This is a genomic window from Mesorhizobium sp. M8A.F.Ca.ET.207.01.1.1 (genome assembly GCF_004794715.1).
Taxonomy (GTDB): Bacteria; Pseudomonadota; Alphaproteobacteria; order Rhizobiales; family Rhizobiaceae; genus Mesorhizobium.
This window is the reverse complement of record NZ_SRUS01000004.1, coordinates 18385-34303: the sequence shown is the minus strand read 5'-3', so window position 1 is coordinate 34303 and position 15919 is coordinate 18385. Positions and strand designations below refer to the sequence as shown.

At 58.3% G+C, this 15919-nt stretch carries 12 protein-coding genes and 1 pseudogene; 8 read left to right on the top strand and 5 right to left on the bottom strand.

Features of this window, described 5'->3' with window-relative positions:
* Positions 1-76: 76 nt before the first annotated feature.
* Genes EN850_RS12565 through EN850_RS12555 form a run of 3 tightly spaced genes read left to right on the top strand, consistent with a single transcriptional unit; the run spans position 77 to position 7148 of the window.
* A complete protein-coding gene (locus EN850_RS12565; protein ID WP_136091379.1) occupies positions 77-3355 on the top strand; it encodes a TM0106 family RecB-like putative nuclease in 3279 nt (1092 codons plus the stop codon).
* Complete coding sequence (locus EN850_RS12560) at positions 3352-5832, top strand: AAA family ATPase (protein ID WP_136091378.1); 2481 nt, start codon at positions 3352-3354, stop codon at positions 5830-5832. The genes EN850_RS12565 and EN850_RS12560 overlap by 4 nt, the downstream gene beginning before the upstream one ends.
* Positions 5832-7148, top strand: a complete 1317-nt coding sequence (locus EN850_RS12555; RefSeq protein ID WP_136091377.1) for a restriction endonuclease — start codon at positions 5832-5834, stop codon at positions 7146-7148. The genes EN850_RS12560 and EN850_RS12555 overlap by 1 nt, the downstream gene beginning before the upstream one ends.
* Positions 7149-7165: 17 nt before the next feature.
* On the opposite strand, the gene EN850_RS12550 is transcribed toward EN850_RS12555, so the two are convergent.
* Complete coding sequence (locus EN850_RS12550; RefSeq protein ID WP_136091376.1) at positions 7166-7942, bottom strand: NYN domain-containing protein; 777 nt, start codon at positions 7940-7942, stop codon at positions 7166-7168.
* A 298-nt stretch (positions 7943-8240) separates the two neighbouring features.
* Between EN850_RS12550 and EN850_RS12545 the strand changes: the two are divergent.
* Positions 8241-9128 (top strand): annotated as a pseudogene (locus EN850_RS12545) (IS1595 family transposase); the annotation flags it as partial.
* 262 nt (positions 9129-9390) lie between these two features.
* On the opposite strand, the gene EN850_RS12540 reads toward EN850_RS12545, so the two are convergent.
* Positions 9391-9723, bottom strand: coding sequence for a type II toxin-antitoxin system RelE/ParE family toxin (locus tag EN850_RS12540; RefSeq protein WP_210237987.1), 333 nt, complete (start codon positions 9721-9723; stop codon positions 9391-9393).
* 11 nt (positions 9724-9734) lie between these two features.
* The gene (locus EN850_RS12535; protein ID WP_135900657.1) at positions 9735-10013 is read right to left on the bottom strand and encodes a ribbon-helix-helix domain-containing protein; all 279 of its coding nucleotides are present in this window, start codon (positions 10011-10013) and stop codon (positions 9735-9737) included.
* Between the two features lie 279 nt (positions 10014-10292).
* On the opposite strand from EN850_RS12535, the gene EN850_RS12530 reads away from it, so the two are divergent.
* Positions 10293-12860, top strand: coding sequence for a UvrD-helicase domain-containing protein (locus EN850_RS12530; protein ID WP_136091374.1), 2568 nt, complete (start codon positions 10293-10295; stop codon positions 12858-12860).
* Positions 12861-13326: 466 nt separating this feature from the next.
* On the opposite strand, the gene EN850_RS12525 is transcribed toward EN850_RS12530, so the two are convergent.
* Together EN850_RS12525 and EN850_RS37100 are read right to left on the bottom strand one after the other, a co-directional pair.
* Positions 13327-13635, bottom strand: a complete 309-nt coding sequence (locus EN850_RS12525) for a hypothetical protein (RefSeq protein ID WP_136091373.1) — start codon at positions 13633-13635, stop codon at positions 13327-13329.
* Positions 13632-14135 carry a hypothetical protein gene (locus tag EN850_RS37100; protein ID WP_246689190.1) on the bottom strand — a complete coding sequence of 168 codons (504 nt, stop codon included), beginning with the start codon at positions 14133-14135 and terminating at the stop codon, positions 13632-13634. The genes EN850_RS12525 and EN850_RS37100 overlap by 4 nt, the downstream gene beginning before the upstream one ends.
* Between EN850_RS37100 and EN850_RS12515 the strand changes: the two genes are divergently transcribed.
* The 3 genes from EN850_RS12515 to EN850_RS12505 are packed head-to-tail and all read left to right on the top strand — an operon-like array spanning position 14134 to position 15848.
* A complete protein-coding gene (locus EN850_RS12515; protein ID WP_246689189.1) occupies positions 14134-14772 on the top strand; it encodes a hypothetical protein in 639 nt (212 codons plus the stop codon). The genes EN850_RS37100 and EN850_RS12515 overlap by 2 nt on opposite strands.
* The gene (locus tag EN850_RS12510) at positions 14766-15146 is read left to right on the top strand and encodes a hypothetical protein (RefSeq protein ID WP_136091370.1); all 381 of its coding nucleotides are present in this window, start codon (positions 14766-14768) and stop codon (positions 15144-15146) included. The genes EN850_RS12515 and EN850_RS12510 overlap by 7 nt, the downstream gene beginning before the upstream one ends.
* Before the next feature lie 9 nt (positions 15147-15155).
* Positions 15156-15848: an SOS response-associated peptidase gene (locus EN850_RS12505; RefSeq protein WP_136091369.1), complete on the top strand. Its 693-nt coding sequence runs from the start codon at positions 15156-15158 to the stop codon at positions 15846-15848.
* Positions 15849-15919 lie beyond the last annotated feature (71 nt).

Genomic DNA, 15919 nt, shown 5'->3' with positions numbered 1-15919 from the left:
TAAACTATTGATGAAGGTGCGATCTGTCGAGGAGACTCCTTGGGGGGGATCTGCGGGCGGTATGATTGGGGCTTGAATGAGGAATCTCGACGACCGCACCTTGCTGTCGGCGTCAGATCTTATGCGTTTTATGGGTTGCGCGCACGCGACCACGCTGGATCTGGCCTATATGTGCGGCGCTGGACCGACGCCGCGCGAGGACACCGAGGATGCAGCGCTGTTGCAAAAGCAGGGCGATGCTCACGAGGCGGCGCATCTCGCGCGACTTAACACAGCGGGTCGCAGTGTCGTGGAAATTGCGCGGGGCAATCTTGCCCACGACGCCGAGACCACGCGTGCAGCGCTGGCGGCCGGGCCGGAGGTTGTCTTTCAGGGGGCTTTCCTGTCCGGCAACTGGGGTGGCTGGTCTGATTTCCTGGAACGCGTCGAGCAGCCTTCGGCGCTCGGCTCGTTCAGGTATGAGGTGACCGACACCAAGCTCAAGCGCCGACCACACCCCAAGCACGTGCTGCAACTGGTGCTCTATTCGGACCTGCTGACTGAAATTCAGGGTGTGGCGCCCGAGTTCGCCCATGTCGAGCTGGGTGACAGGACCCGCGCAACCTTGCGGCTGTCTGACTACGCCGCCTATGCCCGCATGGCGCGGACACGGCTCGAAGGATTCGTGGCCGAACCGCAGCCGACACGTCCGATTCCCTGCGCGGATTGTAGTCTTTGCCGTTGGGGAGATCATTGCACCAACACTTGGGATGCGGAAGACAGCCTGTTCAACGTAGCCAACATCAGCCGTGGCCAGGTGAAGAAGCTGGAAGCGGCAGGCATCAAAACCATGGAAGCCCTCGCCAGCCTCGATCATCCGATCCGCGGCATGGCGGAAAACACGCGTGTTCGCCTCGCGACCCAAGCCCGACTGCAACATGCCCGGAAGTCTGGCGCACCCGCGTTCGAACTGCGTACCCCGGAGCTCGGTAAGGGGTTTGATCTGCTGCCCGCGCCGCAGGCGGGCGATATCTTCTATGACATCGAGGGCGATCCGCATTTTGAAGGTGGTTTGGAGTACCTGCATGGCGTTTGGTTCGACGGACAATTCCGCGCGTTCTGGGGGCACGATCACGCTGCCGAGGCGGAGGCGTTGGCCGAACTGCTTGAATTCTTCCGGACGCGTCTTGCGGCATATCCGGATGCGCGCATCTATCACTACGCGTCCTACGAGATCACTGCGCTTCGTCGGCTGAGCACGAAGTATGGGATTGGCGAAGCATTCCTTGATCGCCTTCTGCGTGAGCGCCGTTTCGTCGATCTGTTCGCCGTCGTGCGCGGAGCGCTGATCGGATCCGAAGCCAACTATTCCATCAAGTCGATGGAGGCCTTCTATGGCCGCAAGCGTGATGGCGAGGTGAAGACGGCTGGGGGCTCGGTCGTCGCCTATGAGCGCTGGCGCGAGACGAGCGATCAGCAGATCCTCGACGAGATAGAGGACTATAATCGCGTCGATTGCATCTCGACGGAGGAACTGCGGGATTGGCTGGTCAGCATTCGACCCGCAACTCGCTGGCCGACGTTCGGCCAGGACGCGGACGCCAAGGAAGCCGAAGATGATGCTGACACGGTGGCGCTGCATTCTGCTCTCGCAGCCTCTGGCTTGCCGCAAGACCGGCAGGAGATGCTGTTCAACCTCGGCCTCTTCCACAAGCGCGAAGCGAAGCCCGCGAAGTGGGCAGTGTTCGACAGCGTGGGGAAGGATGAGGATGATCTGATCGACGACCTCGACGCCCTTGCCGGATTGGAAGCCTTGGGCGCAGCTGAACCCGTCAAGCGCTCTATGGCGCGTACTTACCGCTTCCCGCCGCAGGAGACGAAGTTGCGGGATGGCAAGAGCGCGACGGTGCCAGTCCATGACGGGCCGCCCGCGACGATCAGCATCGAGGCTCTCGATCGGGCCGCGCGCGTCATCACGGTCAAGGTGGGTGCAGCGAAGGCGCATCTCTTGACGGATCGGCTGACGCTACACCCGGACTGGCCGTTGGACACCAACGTGATTGCCGCCGCCCTGCGCGATGTGATCGCCGATCAATGCGGGGCCCGCCGGCACACGGCCGTTGACGATCTGTTATCCCGCGCGGCACCACGCCTGACCGCCGGCGCGAAGCCCGACCTTCTGAACGGCGCCGATCCGGTCGCAGGCACGATGGCGGTCGTGGCCGCGATGGACGGCACTGTCCTGCCGATCCAGGGGCCGCCCGGCACTGGCAAGACCCACGTCACCGCTCGTGCGATCTTGTCGCTGGTACACAAGGGCCATCGGGTCGGCGTCGCCTCGAATAGCCACGAGGCGATCCGCAACGTGCTAATGGGCTGTCTCAGTGCGCTCGAGGACCAGGACCCGCTGATCAGCCTCGACCTGGTTCACAAAGTCTCTGGCGGCGAAGACGGCTACCCCGACGGCTGCGCCATCCACCGCACCACCGACAATGCCGAAGCCTCAGGCAGCGGACATGTCGTGGGCGGCACCGCCTTCTTTTTCGCTCGCGATGAGAATGTGCAGGCCTTCGACTGGCTGTTCGTGGATGAGGCGGGACAGGTAGGTCTTGCCAACATGATCGCGATGGGGCGAGCAGCCCGTAACATCGTGATGGTCGGCGACCCTCGTCAACTGCCCCAGGTCATTCAAGGGGCACATCCTGAGCCGGCGAACCTGTCATGCCTCGACTGGATGCTAGGCGATCATGCGACGGTTCCGCCTGATCGTGGCATTTTCCTGCCAGCCTCGCGGCGAATGCATCCCGAGGTCTGTCGCTTCATTTCCGATCAGGTCTATGAGGGACGGCTGACGAGCCACCCCGACACCGCGCGTCAGTCCGTCACAAACACGTCGTTCCCTACGGCAGGTGCGTTCTGGGTGTCGGTCCCCCATGAGGGCAATGCCCAGATCGCGCCGAACGAAGTCGCTGCCATCAAGGCTGCTGCGCATGACCTCTTGTCGGGCACATGGACGGACAAAGACGGCACAACGCAACCCATACGTCAGTCGGACATTATCGTCGTCGCACCCTACAACGCACAGGTGAACGCCCTGCGCGACGCATTGCCCGAGGGTATCCGCGTCGGCACCGTGGACAAGTTCCAGGGGCAGGAAGCGCCCGTCTGCCTGGTCTCGATGACCGCATCATCGGCCGAAGAAACGCCGCGCGGCATGGACTTCTTGTTCTCGCTCAACCGTATCAATGTGGCGGTGTCTCGCGCCAAGGGCCTGGCGCTGGTCTTCGGTGCGCCGCGCCTGCGCGAGGCGAAGTGCGAGACTGTCGAGCAGATGCGGCTAGTGAACACGCTTTGTGCTCTAGGGGATATGCCATGAGTGCACTTACACCGTCCCGCCGCGTTGTGTTTTACGACTCTGAAGGCGCGCCCTATCAGCCTGTGCGGCACGGCGACCGGGCTACTCGCAGATCGGTTTTCAAAATCAAGCCCAAAGGAGCGAGCAACCGCGCCGAAGAGGCACTTCAGACTGAGGATATCCTTGTGGTTGCTCGTGCCATGTTGATTGACGGGCTTGCCGCACGGTGCCAAGCCTTGGCCGGTGGAGATGTGAATTACCTGCGCTACGGCGCAGAAAAACTGCAACGCTACGAAATCGGCGAGGAGATTGCTCAAGCGCTAGGTATTCCAGCCAATGGGAGCACTGGCGACATGGCCGTTGTCGTCTCGCGCCATGCAGTCGAAGGGGCGATGGATGCTTTTGACCGCTATCGCCTCCATGGCGAGGGCGAAGACATCTTCGGTCGTTTTGGTGATCCGCGCGACTATTGGGTGCGCTCCACGCGCGAGCGCGACAGTCGTGTGTATCCGACCAAGCCAGTTGTCGGTTTCCTACTGAAGAAAACCGAACTCAACGGGGGCTGGGGTCAGAAGACAGATGCAGCCGCGCGACTTCACAACGCTGGCTTCATTATTGTGGACGAAGATGACAGGCCCGTTCCTCCTCCCGAACGCTATGATCACCTTATACGCGACGCAGATCGCATACGTCTTTGCGCGCTGAATTACTTCATAGAGCCTGCACGAGAGCACGATGCTCCCGAGGTGACTATTCGCGCCAGCCAGATCGCCGAAGCAATGGGCCTGCGAGACGCATTCCCGAACATCTGCAGCGCGCTTGGCGGCGAGAAGTTCCAGCAATTGGCCAAGGTGCCGCCCCCAACCCATACCGAGCCGAACCCCAGCAGCTCGACCATTTTCACCTACAAGCTCGGATCACAAGCGCAGGCGGACACCGTGACAGAAGCAACAACAAAGCCAATGCCTTCGGCAACCAACCTGGTCCTCTACGGACCACCCGGAACGGGCAAGACCTATCGGACGGCCTGGGAAGCAGTCCGGCTTTGTCTGGGCGAGCAATTTGCGGCGTCGTTTCAGGGCGACGAAAAGCGTGACGCGCTGATGGCCGAGTATCGGAGGCTGGTGAGCGACGGACGGATCGAGTTCGTGACCTTCCACCAATCGATGTCTTACGAGGAATTCGTCGAAGGCCTACGGCCAAGCACCGACGACGAAGCTGGTGAGGGGCCCGAGGAGGTGGAAATCAGCACTGGTTTCCGTCTGAAACCCCATGACGGCGTGTTCAAGCGAGTCAGCGAGCGGGCAAGGCTTGACCGGCCGGATGGGGGTACATCAGCACGGCTTGACCGTTCCGCCCGGGTGTTCAAGGTCGCGCTTGGAAGACGGCAAGTCGAGGATGACAGGATCCGCTTCGGTTTGGATCACGGCTTGATCCATGTTGGTTGGGGCGGGGACATTGACTGGTCAGACGAACGGTTCGACGATTTCAACGAAATCTTCTCGGAATGGAGAACGAAGAAGGACCCTGAAGCGACCGGCAATGATGGAAACGTCGTGATCACCTTCTCGTTCAGGGCCGACATGCAGGTTGGTGACTACGTGGTCGTCTCTGATGGACGGGACCGGGTTCAAGCATTAGGCAAAGTTACTGGCGGATACTTCTACGATCCGGATGCTGCATTCCATCCGCACCGGCGTCATGTGGAGTGGCTTTGGCGCAACGACGAAGGGACTGAGCGCAGTCGCTTCTACTCGAATGCCTTCAGACGCCATTCAGTTTATAAGCTGAACCAGTCGCTCGTGGACTGGGACGCACTGGAAGCAATCGTTTTCGGTGAGGAGACACCTCGCGCAAGCCAGTCAGCACGGGATCATGTCCTGATCATCGACGAAATCAACCGTGCAAACATCTCCAAGGTCTTTGGTGAGTTGATCACGCTTCTGGAGCCCGACAAGCGGCTGGGCATGCAGAACGAGATCCGCCTGGTGTTGCCCTATTCGAAGAAGCCATTTGGCGTGCCGGCGAACCTCCACATCATCGGCACTATGAACACGGCCGACCGATCTATTGCCCTTCTGGACACCGCGCTACGCCGCCGCTTCGCTTTCCGCGAACTGATGCCGAACCCGCTGGTCCTCTCGACGAATGTAGGCGGGATCGACCTGCAGAAGCTCCTGATGACGATCAACAACCGCATTGAATATTTATTCGACCGCGAACATCAGATCGGACACGCCTACTTCACTGGTTGCGCGACGCGCGACGCTGTCGAAGAGGTTATGCGTCACAAGGTCATCCCGTTACTGGCAGAATATTTCTATGAAGATTGGTCGAAAGTTGCCACGGTTCTGGGGGAGTCAGGCTCCAGCCCAGGGAGGTTCTTAACGCGAGAGGAGCTGAAGGCGCCCTTTGGCTTGGAAATAGACGATTTTTCCGGTCCTAAGCTGCGCTGGAAGGTGAGGGATCAGTTCGATTTCTCGGAGTTCAGCGTCTGATGCCTTCCTATACTGTGCTTGAATGGAAGGCACTGCCTCATGGTGATGGGGAGGGTTGCATTCCAGCGCAACTTGCCAGCCGGTTGGTGTCACAAGCCAAAGCTTCACCCTTCTCGGGCCGAGGCAGCAGCGGGGTGCTGGAAGATCGACGAAATGAATTGCGGGCGCGTGGCGTGGTTGGAGTGCTGGCTGCTCAGGATTGCAGTCTCGAGATCCTACCCAAGATCGATGTCGGAATGACCGAAGGGTCCACGCAGGAGAAAGGCGAAATCCGCAAGCGTCTTGTTCACATGCTCGCGGTTGCACGGGATCTTAAGATCGAGACAGGGCGCATCACTGAACTCGACTGGCAGCGTGAGACGCTTCTCGAGATCCTGATCCGGATCTTTTGCGAAAAGCTGACCGAAGCGGTCCGCCGTGGCATGCCCCGGCGATATATCAGCCAGGAGGATGACCTGCCGGCCCTACGCGGCACACTCGATGTGGCGCGTCAATTCACCTGCCACGCGGCGAACCCAGGGCGGCTTGCATGTCGCTTCGATGAGCTGTCGGAAGACATAGCCCTCAACCGCATCATGAAGGCAGCTGTTGCGCACCTATCCCGAATGTCGCGCAATACGGCAAATCAACAGCGCCTGCGTGAGTTGGCCTTCGTGTATGCGGATATCATGAAGATTCCAGCATCGGCATTGAAATGGGGGGAAGTCCTAATCGACCGCACCAATCGCGCGTGGCAGGATCTTTTCGGGATGGCACAGCTATTTCTACGGAACAGGTACCAAAGGACCAACAGCGGTGCAGGGCAAGGCACGGCGCTCCTGTTCGAGATGAACGCGCTTTTCGAGGAATACGTAGGTCGACTTGTCACGCGTGCCCTAGCCGGGACCGAATTTCGCGTTACGCGGCAGAGTGGGAGAAAATACTGCCTTACCTCCTTGGATGACGGCCGTGAGGTTTTCCAAACCATACCCGACATCCTAATCTGGCGCGCTGGACAGGTCGCTCATGTCATCGACACAAAATGGAAACGGATATCTGCGCGAATTGACGATCGGAAGCAGGATGTTTCTCAAAGTGACGTTTACCAGATGATGGCGTATGCCCATCTCTACAAGGCACCCCGGCTGACTCTGCTCTATCCCCATCACGAGGGGCTCGGCGACAAAGAGGGCGTTCAGGCGCAGTTCCTGATCACGGATCTGGAGACGGTCCTCGAGACTGCAAGCGTCGACGTGGCCGAAGGAAAGGACCTGGTGACACGCCTGAGAAACACGATACTCCCCGCGATCACGAAGGAGCATTCGGTTCTCCAGTGATACCACCCCCCGCGATTTCAACCCTTGGACCGTGATCCCGCAGACGTCTTCGTTGAGGATCGGTTGCTGACGGAAGGCTTGATGCGAATTCGCATACTGCCGCCTTCCGGGTGGTCGATGTCGAATGCATTAGTTTTACGCAACAGATCGCTCAATTTTCGGAAGCCGAACGTCCGCGGATCGAAATCGGAAGCCAGGTTGGCAAGCTGGGTGCCTAATGCACCGAGCGGAACCCAGCCGTCCTCGCTCTCCATCTGAGCGATGACCTTCCGGATGATTGGCACGGCTGCTGACGGTTGTTGCAAAGGCTTCGTGCTTGGTGATGCCTCAGGCTCATTCGCGGGAGAGGACGGCAACAGGTTCTCAGTATAGATAAATCGGCGGCAGGCCTGACGGAAGCTTTCAGGCGTTTTTTGCTCCCCGAAACCGAATACATCGACGCCCTGCTCGCGGATGCGGGCGGCAAGCCGCGTGAAGTCGCTGTCAGATGAAACGAGGCAGAAGCCGTCAAACCGTCCGCTATGGAGCAGATCCATGGCGTCGATCACTAGCGTGATATCGGAAGCATTCTTGCCTGTCGTGTAGGCGAACTGCTGCTGGGGGATGATGGCGTGTTTCGAAAGGATATCGGCCCAGGCTTTTGAGCGCGCACTAGAAAAATCCCCGTAGATGCGACGGACGCTGGCCTCTCCGATCTTCGCGATCTCTTCAAACAAACCGTCGGCAATTTTGGCCGATGCGTTATCGGCGTCGATCAAAACGGCTAGTCGTGGCGAGTGGGATTCTAGTGGCATGACAGTTCTCCATCAAAAATACAGTTTGAATCGCCGCATGTTGTGTCAACGCTTCAATTCTGCAGGTCCGAAAACTTCTTCGGGAGGTAGCGACTGCCCGCGATTGCCACCCTGAATGGCACTTCAACGAGTCTTGCCGGGCAGATGGCAAGGCTTATCCCGCTCGCTCCGGTTTAACCATATCTAGTGGTTTGGCTCGCGCCGCCTCCCCTCGATGTGCTAGCGGCGCCGGATGCCCCACGAGCATGTCTTTCGCTGAAGATACGACCGCCCACCATCGCTGGAGCAATTCCAGACGATGTTCCCGGACGACTATTCGTGCGCGGCCTACCTGGCGGATCGACGCTGGCCCGAGGGCTTCGTCTGCCCGCACTGCGGATCGATGAAAGGCTGGAAGCTGAGGGGCAAGCCCTGGGTCTGGGAATGCGCCGGCGAGGCCGTAGCCGAGGACGGTGTCCTGCTGCCTTGCCGAAAGCAGACTTCCGTCGTCGCTGGGACCGTGATGCATGGAACTCACCTCCCGTTGCGGACCTGGTTCCTCGCCGCCCATCTCGTGACGACTCATTCGAACGGGATCTCCGCCCTCCAACTGCAGGGTAAGCTGGGGATCGGGTCCTACAAGACCGCCTGGCTGCTTCTCCACAAGCTAAGGCGCGCCATGGTCGATCCCGACCGCGAGCCGCTCGGGGGCGACGAGGAGACGGTCCAGGTCGATGAGACCGAGATGCGGTTCGGACGCAAGGCCGACACGCTCGAGCGGCTCAAGGGCAACCCCGATGCCGACAAGATCATGATCGCCGGAGCTGTCGAGTGCCTGGATGATGGCTTCATGGGCCGCATCCGCCTAAACATCATCACCGGACGCGGCCGATTTCAGCTCCACGATTTCGTCGAGCGCACGACGGCGCCAGGCTCATGGATCGTCACGGACGGCAACACCTCGTATAGCGGGTTGGCCGACCGCGGCCACGAGGCGATCGTCATCCCGAAGACGGTTCCAGCCCACATAGTGCTGAAGCATATCCATCGCATCTTCTCGCTGCTGAAGCGCTGGTCGATGGGGGTCTATCACGGGTTACGCAAGAAGCACGCGGACGTCTACCTGCAGGAATTCGTCTTCCGCTTCAACCGCCGCAGGCACTACCGATCATCCTTCGAGCGGCTGCTCGGTATTGGTGTCAAGGTTGGTGCCGGAACCTATTGGGACATCACCGGAAAGCGGCCGATCTTCCGCGAACTCAAGGAGGCGGTCCGCGGACAGGACGAGGAGGGGCGCGAGGATGCGTATCTGCGCGCCCGGCTGGCCGACGTGCCGCTCAAGTACGCCAAGCTGCTGCTGAACCAAGATTACCCACCTGAGCGAGAGCAATACACGCGCAAGAAGCCGCAGCGGCCTGTGCTCGCCAAGCGCCGGACGGCGTTCGTGTTCGACACCCACTGAGGCACCCCTACCTCTTCGGACTAGACGGGACCTCTGCCTCTTCGGGATCTTCGCCAAGGAGCTCGGAAGGTGCGTATGCATCCTTCTGTTTGGCGTGGCGCACGGCCGCGATCTCTATGCCGCTCTTGCCCTGACGGACAGTCAGCACGAACGAATTGAGCACCATGCGCCGGGTTCCGGGGATCTCGCCGCGAACGCCACTGTCGGGGAAATCGACGAGGCGTTCGCGCAGGCTTCTCATCTTCGCGACAATCTTTTCGGCCGCCGAAGGATTGCGCTCAGCAATGTAGGCGATGCCCTTCAGGAACTTTGCCTCCGCCTTCGGAGACATACCTGCCATGCGTCGCGACATCAGCCCACCTTGGCTTGGCGGGAGTTGCGGGCTGCCGCAATGATGGCGTCAGCCTTGTCCATGACCTCGTCGAAATCCACTACCTGACCTGCATCGAGCTCTTCGATCCCCTTCATCTCATCGAGCAGATGCCCGCCCTCGCCATCGAGGTAGACTCGAAAAGCGCGCAGCATCACCCAAGTCCGGTCCCGGTCAAGAGCCGTGGCAATACGTTCGAAGTCGGCAAGCATAGCTGCAGGAACCCGAAGGGAAACCTGCGTTTTGTCTTCAGTCGCCATCATTGACCTCATTTGTAATTCGTTGAGGTTCAGTGTATCCCACGGAACGACAAAATGTCAACCCGCACTAGGCCAACGACTTCAGGACGACGGCCCTATATCTTGTATGACCGGAGCGAGCGGGAAGCCTTCAGATGGCGCAACGACGAAGTCCGCCAGGTCGTCTCTACCAACAGCCGTTACTATTCTCACTCGCCAGTTTCGCGCTGCCTTTATCGTTGATATTGCCCGTCCTCGGCGATATTCGAACAACAGGGCTAGGTCGTTTTTGGGGCGGGAATGTTTGAGTTATTTCTTTTGGTTTTGGCGATTGCGGTTGTGCATTCGGTCTTGACCAAATTGGGGTTGATCAAGGACAGCGCTAAAACCCCTCTTGCGACTAGCAAACCGACAGTTCCCCAGCCTCCAGGCAAGGACGACTATCATCAGCGCACTCGTGACTGGCGTGCAAAATGGGAGCCGCTCGTCGATCGCACGAAGTGGATACCCTCGGGAACGGCCGAGAGAATTCTTGAGCAGTTCCCGGCCCCGACCAGATCGACCGATTTTGCCATCAATAAACTGTTGAATAGAAATCCGGCGCTCGAGGAATTGAGATCGGACTTCAAAAACCACAACGATGTGTTTCGGGTCATGCAGAAAAAACTGCTGAAACCCCTATTCGACTCCGTTGAAAAAAATCCCCTGACAGAAGAGCAGATCAACGCCTGCATCTGCATGGACAGCAGCGTGCAGATCGTGGCGGCTGCCGGATCAGGGAAGACGTCGACAATGGTCGCCAAGGCTGGCTACGCCTTGCACCAGAAATTGGTCAATGGAAGCCAGATACTTCTTCTCGCATTTAACACGAACGCGGTCCAGGAACTTAAAGATCGAGTCAAAGCACGTCTCGTGAATTTCGAGGGTGCCGATGAAATCAGAGTAGATACATTTCACGGATTCGGCCTGCACGTGATCGCAACAGGGAGCGGTGAGAAGCCTTCGCTGGCTCCCTGGCTCGAACAGTCAGGTCAAGATGTCGAGATGATCGGCAAGATCATCAAAGACCTGTCCGACCGAAACCCAAAGTTTCACATTGACTGGAACATTTTCCGTCTCGTTTATGGCCGCGATATCGGCCGGCGGGGTGCCGCGTCTGAGCCGGATGCCTATGAAAACGGTCGGCGCGGTCACCGAACCGCCAATGGCGACATCGTGAAAAGCAAGGAAGAGCGGCTGATAGCGGACTGGCTATTTTATCATAACGTGCCGTACGTCTACGAACGGGAATACGAACATAAAACGGCAACCGAAACTCACCGACAATATCAGCCCGACTTCTATTATCCCGACATTCAACTTTACCATGAGCATTTCGCTTTCGGAGCGGACGGGAAGGCTCCGGATCACTTCGACGGCGATTATGTCGAAGACGCGAAATGGAAGAGGTCTCTGCATGCGGAAATGAGCACCGCCCTCTTCGAGACCACTTCGCACCAGATTTCGACCGGTGCTGCACTATCAAATCTGGAAAGCGAGTTAAGGAAGCGCGGACAAACAATTCGTTTCGATCCGGATCGCAAAGCCGAAGGACTCCAGCCGATCAGCAACAAGGAACTGGCTAATACGGTTCGGATATTTCAGCAGCACGTCAAGAGCAATGGCCTCACGCCATCACAAATGAAAGAGGCAACCGCCAGCCAGCTAAATGACGGACACGCTGCTCGCATCGTGCAGTTCATAAAGCTGTTCTACCAGATCTCCGAAGAGTGGGAACGGAGGCTGAGGGAAGGAGGCTGGATCGACTTCGAGGATATGGTCATTCAGGCCGCACAGTATGTCGAAGCTGGGACATATCAGAGTCGCTTCAAAATGGTTCTCGCTGACGAGTTTCAGGATTCCTCACGCGCCCGAATCCGTCTCTTGAAGGCACTACACTACGCAAAGAACGGCCAGGTTCACCTGTGCGTCGTCGGTGATGATTGGCAGGGCATCAACAGGTTCGCTGGTGCGGACATATCTGTGATGACCGAGTTTGAGAAAATCTTCCCCTATGCATCCCGGCTGACATTGGGAACGACATTCCGGTGTCCGAAATCACTCTGCGACATCTCCAGCACATTTATCCAGGCAAACCCTGTCCAGATCAGAAAGACAGTCAAAACCACGAGCACCTATTCGAATGCGTCCGTCCTGGTGTTCGCCTTCAAAGACATGGCCAATGCCCAGGGGCACTTGAGAGAACAGTTCGACTTCATGCGCCGCTATATCGAGGAAGGTAGGCTGAAGCCCAGCAGCGGAAATCGCATCACGGTCCTTCTGCTCGGCCGTTATCGAAACGACTCCCCGAGCCAGCTGAGGTCATGGCAACAGAAATTCGGTGATGTGCTCGATATTTCTTTCAAAACGATCCACTCGTCCAAAGGATTGGAGGCCGACTACGTGATGTTGGTGAACGTAGTCGAAGGCTTCCGGGGTTTTCCAAGTCAAATTGAAGACGACCCGTTACTGCAGATTCCAATGCCCACGCCGGACCCGTATCCCATGGCCGAAGAACGACGTCTTTTCTATGTGGGGCTGACCCGCGCCAAAAGGCAGGTTCGAATTTATACGAGCTTGGCGAACCCGTCGCGTTTCGTCACCGAACTCGCCGCGAAAGGTGGTCTGAAGATCGAAGCCGTTGACGGGGAGCTGCAGGAGCCTTGTCCGAAATGTAAGATCGGAGTCCTCAAACTTCGCGCCGGGAAGTTCGGCGAATTCGAAAGCTGCAGCACCTGGCCACGTTGTGATTTCAAGCGCAACGTCACCACTGAAGGCAAGGTTGCCAAAAATCACTCGGTACAGAACGAAGATCCTTCGATCCTGTAGGTCTCCGAGGAGCCTTCGTCAGATTTCCCGATCCGATATCGTAGTAGGCCCGGACGCAAGTGTCGTATTCACCCACGCTCGTCTCCATCCATTCGGTTTGCAGGGGCGTGCTGTCGATCCCGTACTTCATCTGGAGCTGGCAGTTTTCCTAGCCGCCGAGCGGGAAATCGACGACCCGGCCGTCCCGGGCATCAATCAGGAATGCACGATGAGCCGCAGCCAATTTCGACAAGCGTGAAATGACGACAGTAGTTCGGCCCGGCCTTCATGCCGTTCTTAATCCGCGTCCGGAAACGGGCGAGCGACTGGTCATTTTCGGGAGGACGGACTTGCGCTTCAGATACGTTTTCGTCGGGTAGTCAGCGAAATGCGGTTCTCCCGCAGCCGATGTCGCCGTAAGACTTTGCCGGGTGTTGGTCTACCCAGTAGTGCCAGCGATGCAAACGGTGCCAAATGTATTGAGCCACTACGAGGCATTTGTTCCCGGCTTGGCGCTACCGAATGTCGATTTCCAGTCTCGGTTGCGTTCGCGCTGCTGGCCTTCGTAGTCAGGAATGCATGTGAAGAACACCGGGCGGCGGTCACGGCCCGCAGCCTTGCATGACGAGCAGCCGAAGAGCCCGACCAGATCTTGGTGCATGGAACCATGACCCGGCCCGAGACTCTCGATCAGCGCCTGGATGTCAAGCTTTGTCGACTTGCCGCACGTGGCATGCCCGCAATTGACATAGACGGTTTCGCGGGCGGCCAGTGTGTCGGCGAGCGTCTTTGTCATCCCCGGAAGCGCTCGGTATACCAATGGATCTTGCCGTCGATCTTCATAGGCTTATGGATCAGCAGGCGCTTCGGCAAATGCTCAGGATGCACCTCCAGCAGCGTAATCTTAATCTGTGGTTTGCATCGGCTACAATCGAACTTCAGCGTCTGCGGATCGACGCCACCGCCATAGACCATCATCAAATCGGCCGATCGACAGTAGCGTACGTTGCCGCAGCTGCATTCTGCTTTCACAAGTATGTTGTGCCGGGTCGCCTTGCCCAGCGTGTCGATCGGATCGTGTGCCATCCTCCCTAAAAAGGAACATATTCCTACCAGATCAAAGAGGCTCTTGACTCTTATGTTCTCTTTTTGTTCACTACTGACAAGATGGACACAGGAGGCGAAAATGCCAATTCGCTTGATGATTGAGAACGCAAAGCCTGAAGAACTCGCTCGCGGGGTAGCTGCGGCCGAGGCGGTTTTTGAGGGCTCTGGAGTTTCGTGCGAGGATTCCATGAGCGGCATGCTCGCCATCGAACTCTGGGATATGAAGGGATTTCCGGAGAGCTACGAGCCGAGTGAGGAAGAGCAAGCGGCCGCAAGCGTCTGGTTCCTGGCCGAGCGCGCCGCCTGTGAAGCTTGCTGCGCCGGGTGGCCCGAGGAAAAGGTTGTTCGACATCGCGCCTTGGCTGTCGGATCAGATGAACCGAAAGTGAAAACGGTCAATCCGGCGACGTGGCCCGAAAGGAAGGGGCTCTATCCTCAGATCATAGAGCGCCTTGAAACCGCCGTCGGACCTGATCGGCAACTAGACATCGACATCTGCTATGTGATGGGTTGGGTCAATGAGCCCGGGAAGCCGGAAGAGGCCGCCGAAATAGGTCTGCCCTATCTCAACGCCAATCTTGCCGACGTAGCCGCAATTGCCGAGACATCCCTCAAGGGTTGGAAGATCGAGATCGACCAAGAGCCCTGCGATGCGCGGATCATTGATCTGGAGCACGATGAAGACGATGACGACAGGAGCGTCGCGGCATGGCGTTACTTCGACGGCCGCATTCAGATGGATAAGCCTCCGGCCAACACCGCGATTGCTCTGACGCTGGCGGCTATGCGGCTTCAGGCAATTAGTTTTCTCGATCAGGCATGGTAACCCGCAGCCGGAGCATCCCGACGCCATCGGTCATCGACCAGAAGTGGCCGCACCAGGTCGCTTTGCCGGATGACATTTGCACCGACCGCAACCTGACGAAGATCAAGCAGTTCTGTCATGATAGGGGCATCAACTATCAGCTCAGGCAGGTGCAAGCGGTGTGGCCAAACGGAAAATACGAAGACTACCGGCTACACTGCTTCGCCGATGCCGAGGCGGCCAAGGCTTTCCGTGACCATTTCTTCGGCCAGGCGTTCGACCCCAAGCGCGACCGAGAGAATGGCAAAATACGGGGCGTATGGCGCCGCACGGATCAGTACAAACGCATCCTCGATCTCGGCCCGCTCGGTGTTCCCGAGATCCTGCGCAATTAGGGGCAAGACATGTGCGGCCGCTACACCCGATATCTGACCTGGTCGGAAATCCACCGCCTCTACCGGCTGACGGCGCCCGCCGAGGTTGGCCGGAACGATGCCCCTCGCTACAACATCGCGCCTACAGATGAGGTGCCCTTCATCACGGCTGCCGACGATGGCAACCACAGGCTTCGAACCGGGCGATGGTGGCTGGTTCCCTTCTGGGCCAAGGAAATGCCAAAGGGCACCATGTTCAACGCTCGCATCGAAGGCGTAGACACAACGCCGGCATTCCGGGATGCCTTCAAATCGAAACGCTGCCTCATTCCGGCTGATGGCTATTACGAGTGGACGATTTCGCCCGCTGACGGCAAGAAAGACCCATGGCACATTTTCCAGCCTGGCCATGCACCGTTCTCGTTCGCTGGCCTCTGGGCCTATAATTCGAACTTGGACGTGACCAGCTGCACGATCATAACCGAGCCAACTGCGGCACCCATCAATCAGATCCACGACCGCCAGCCGATCATGCTGGATCCAGCCTATTACGACGCCTGGCTCGACCCCAAGACGCCGGCTGACGACCTGAAGGAAATACTCAGCCACGACATCGACGGCAGTCTGCAATTCTATCGTGTCGGCCGGGAGGTCAATGCAGCCGCCATCAACAAGCAGCCCAACGACAATGCAAGAATGATCGAGCCGATTGCACTCCTATGAGCGACGAACCCACCAGACTTGCCGAAGGCATGGTAGCAGCCCCGCGCGAACGCCAGCGGATCGAGAACCAT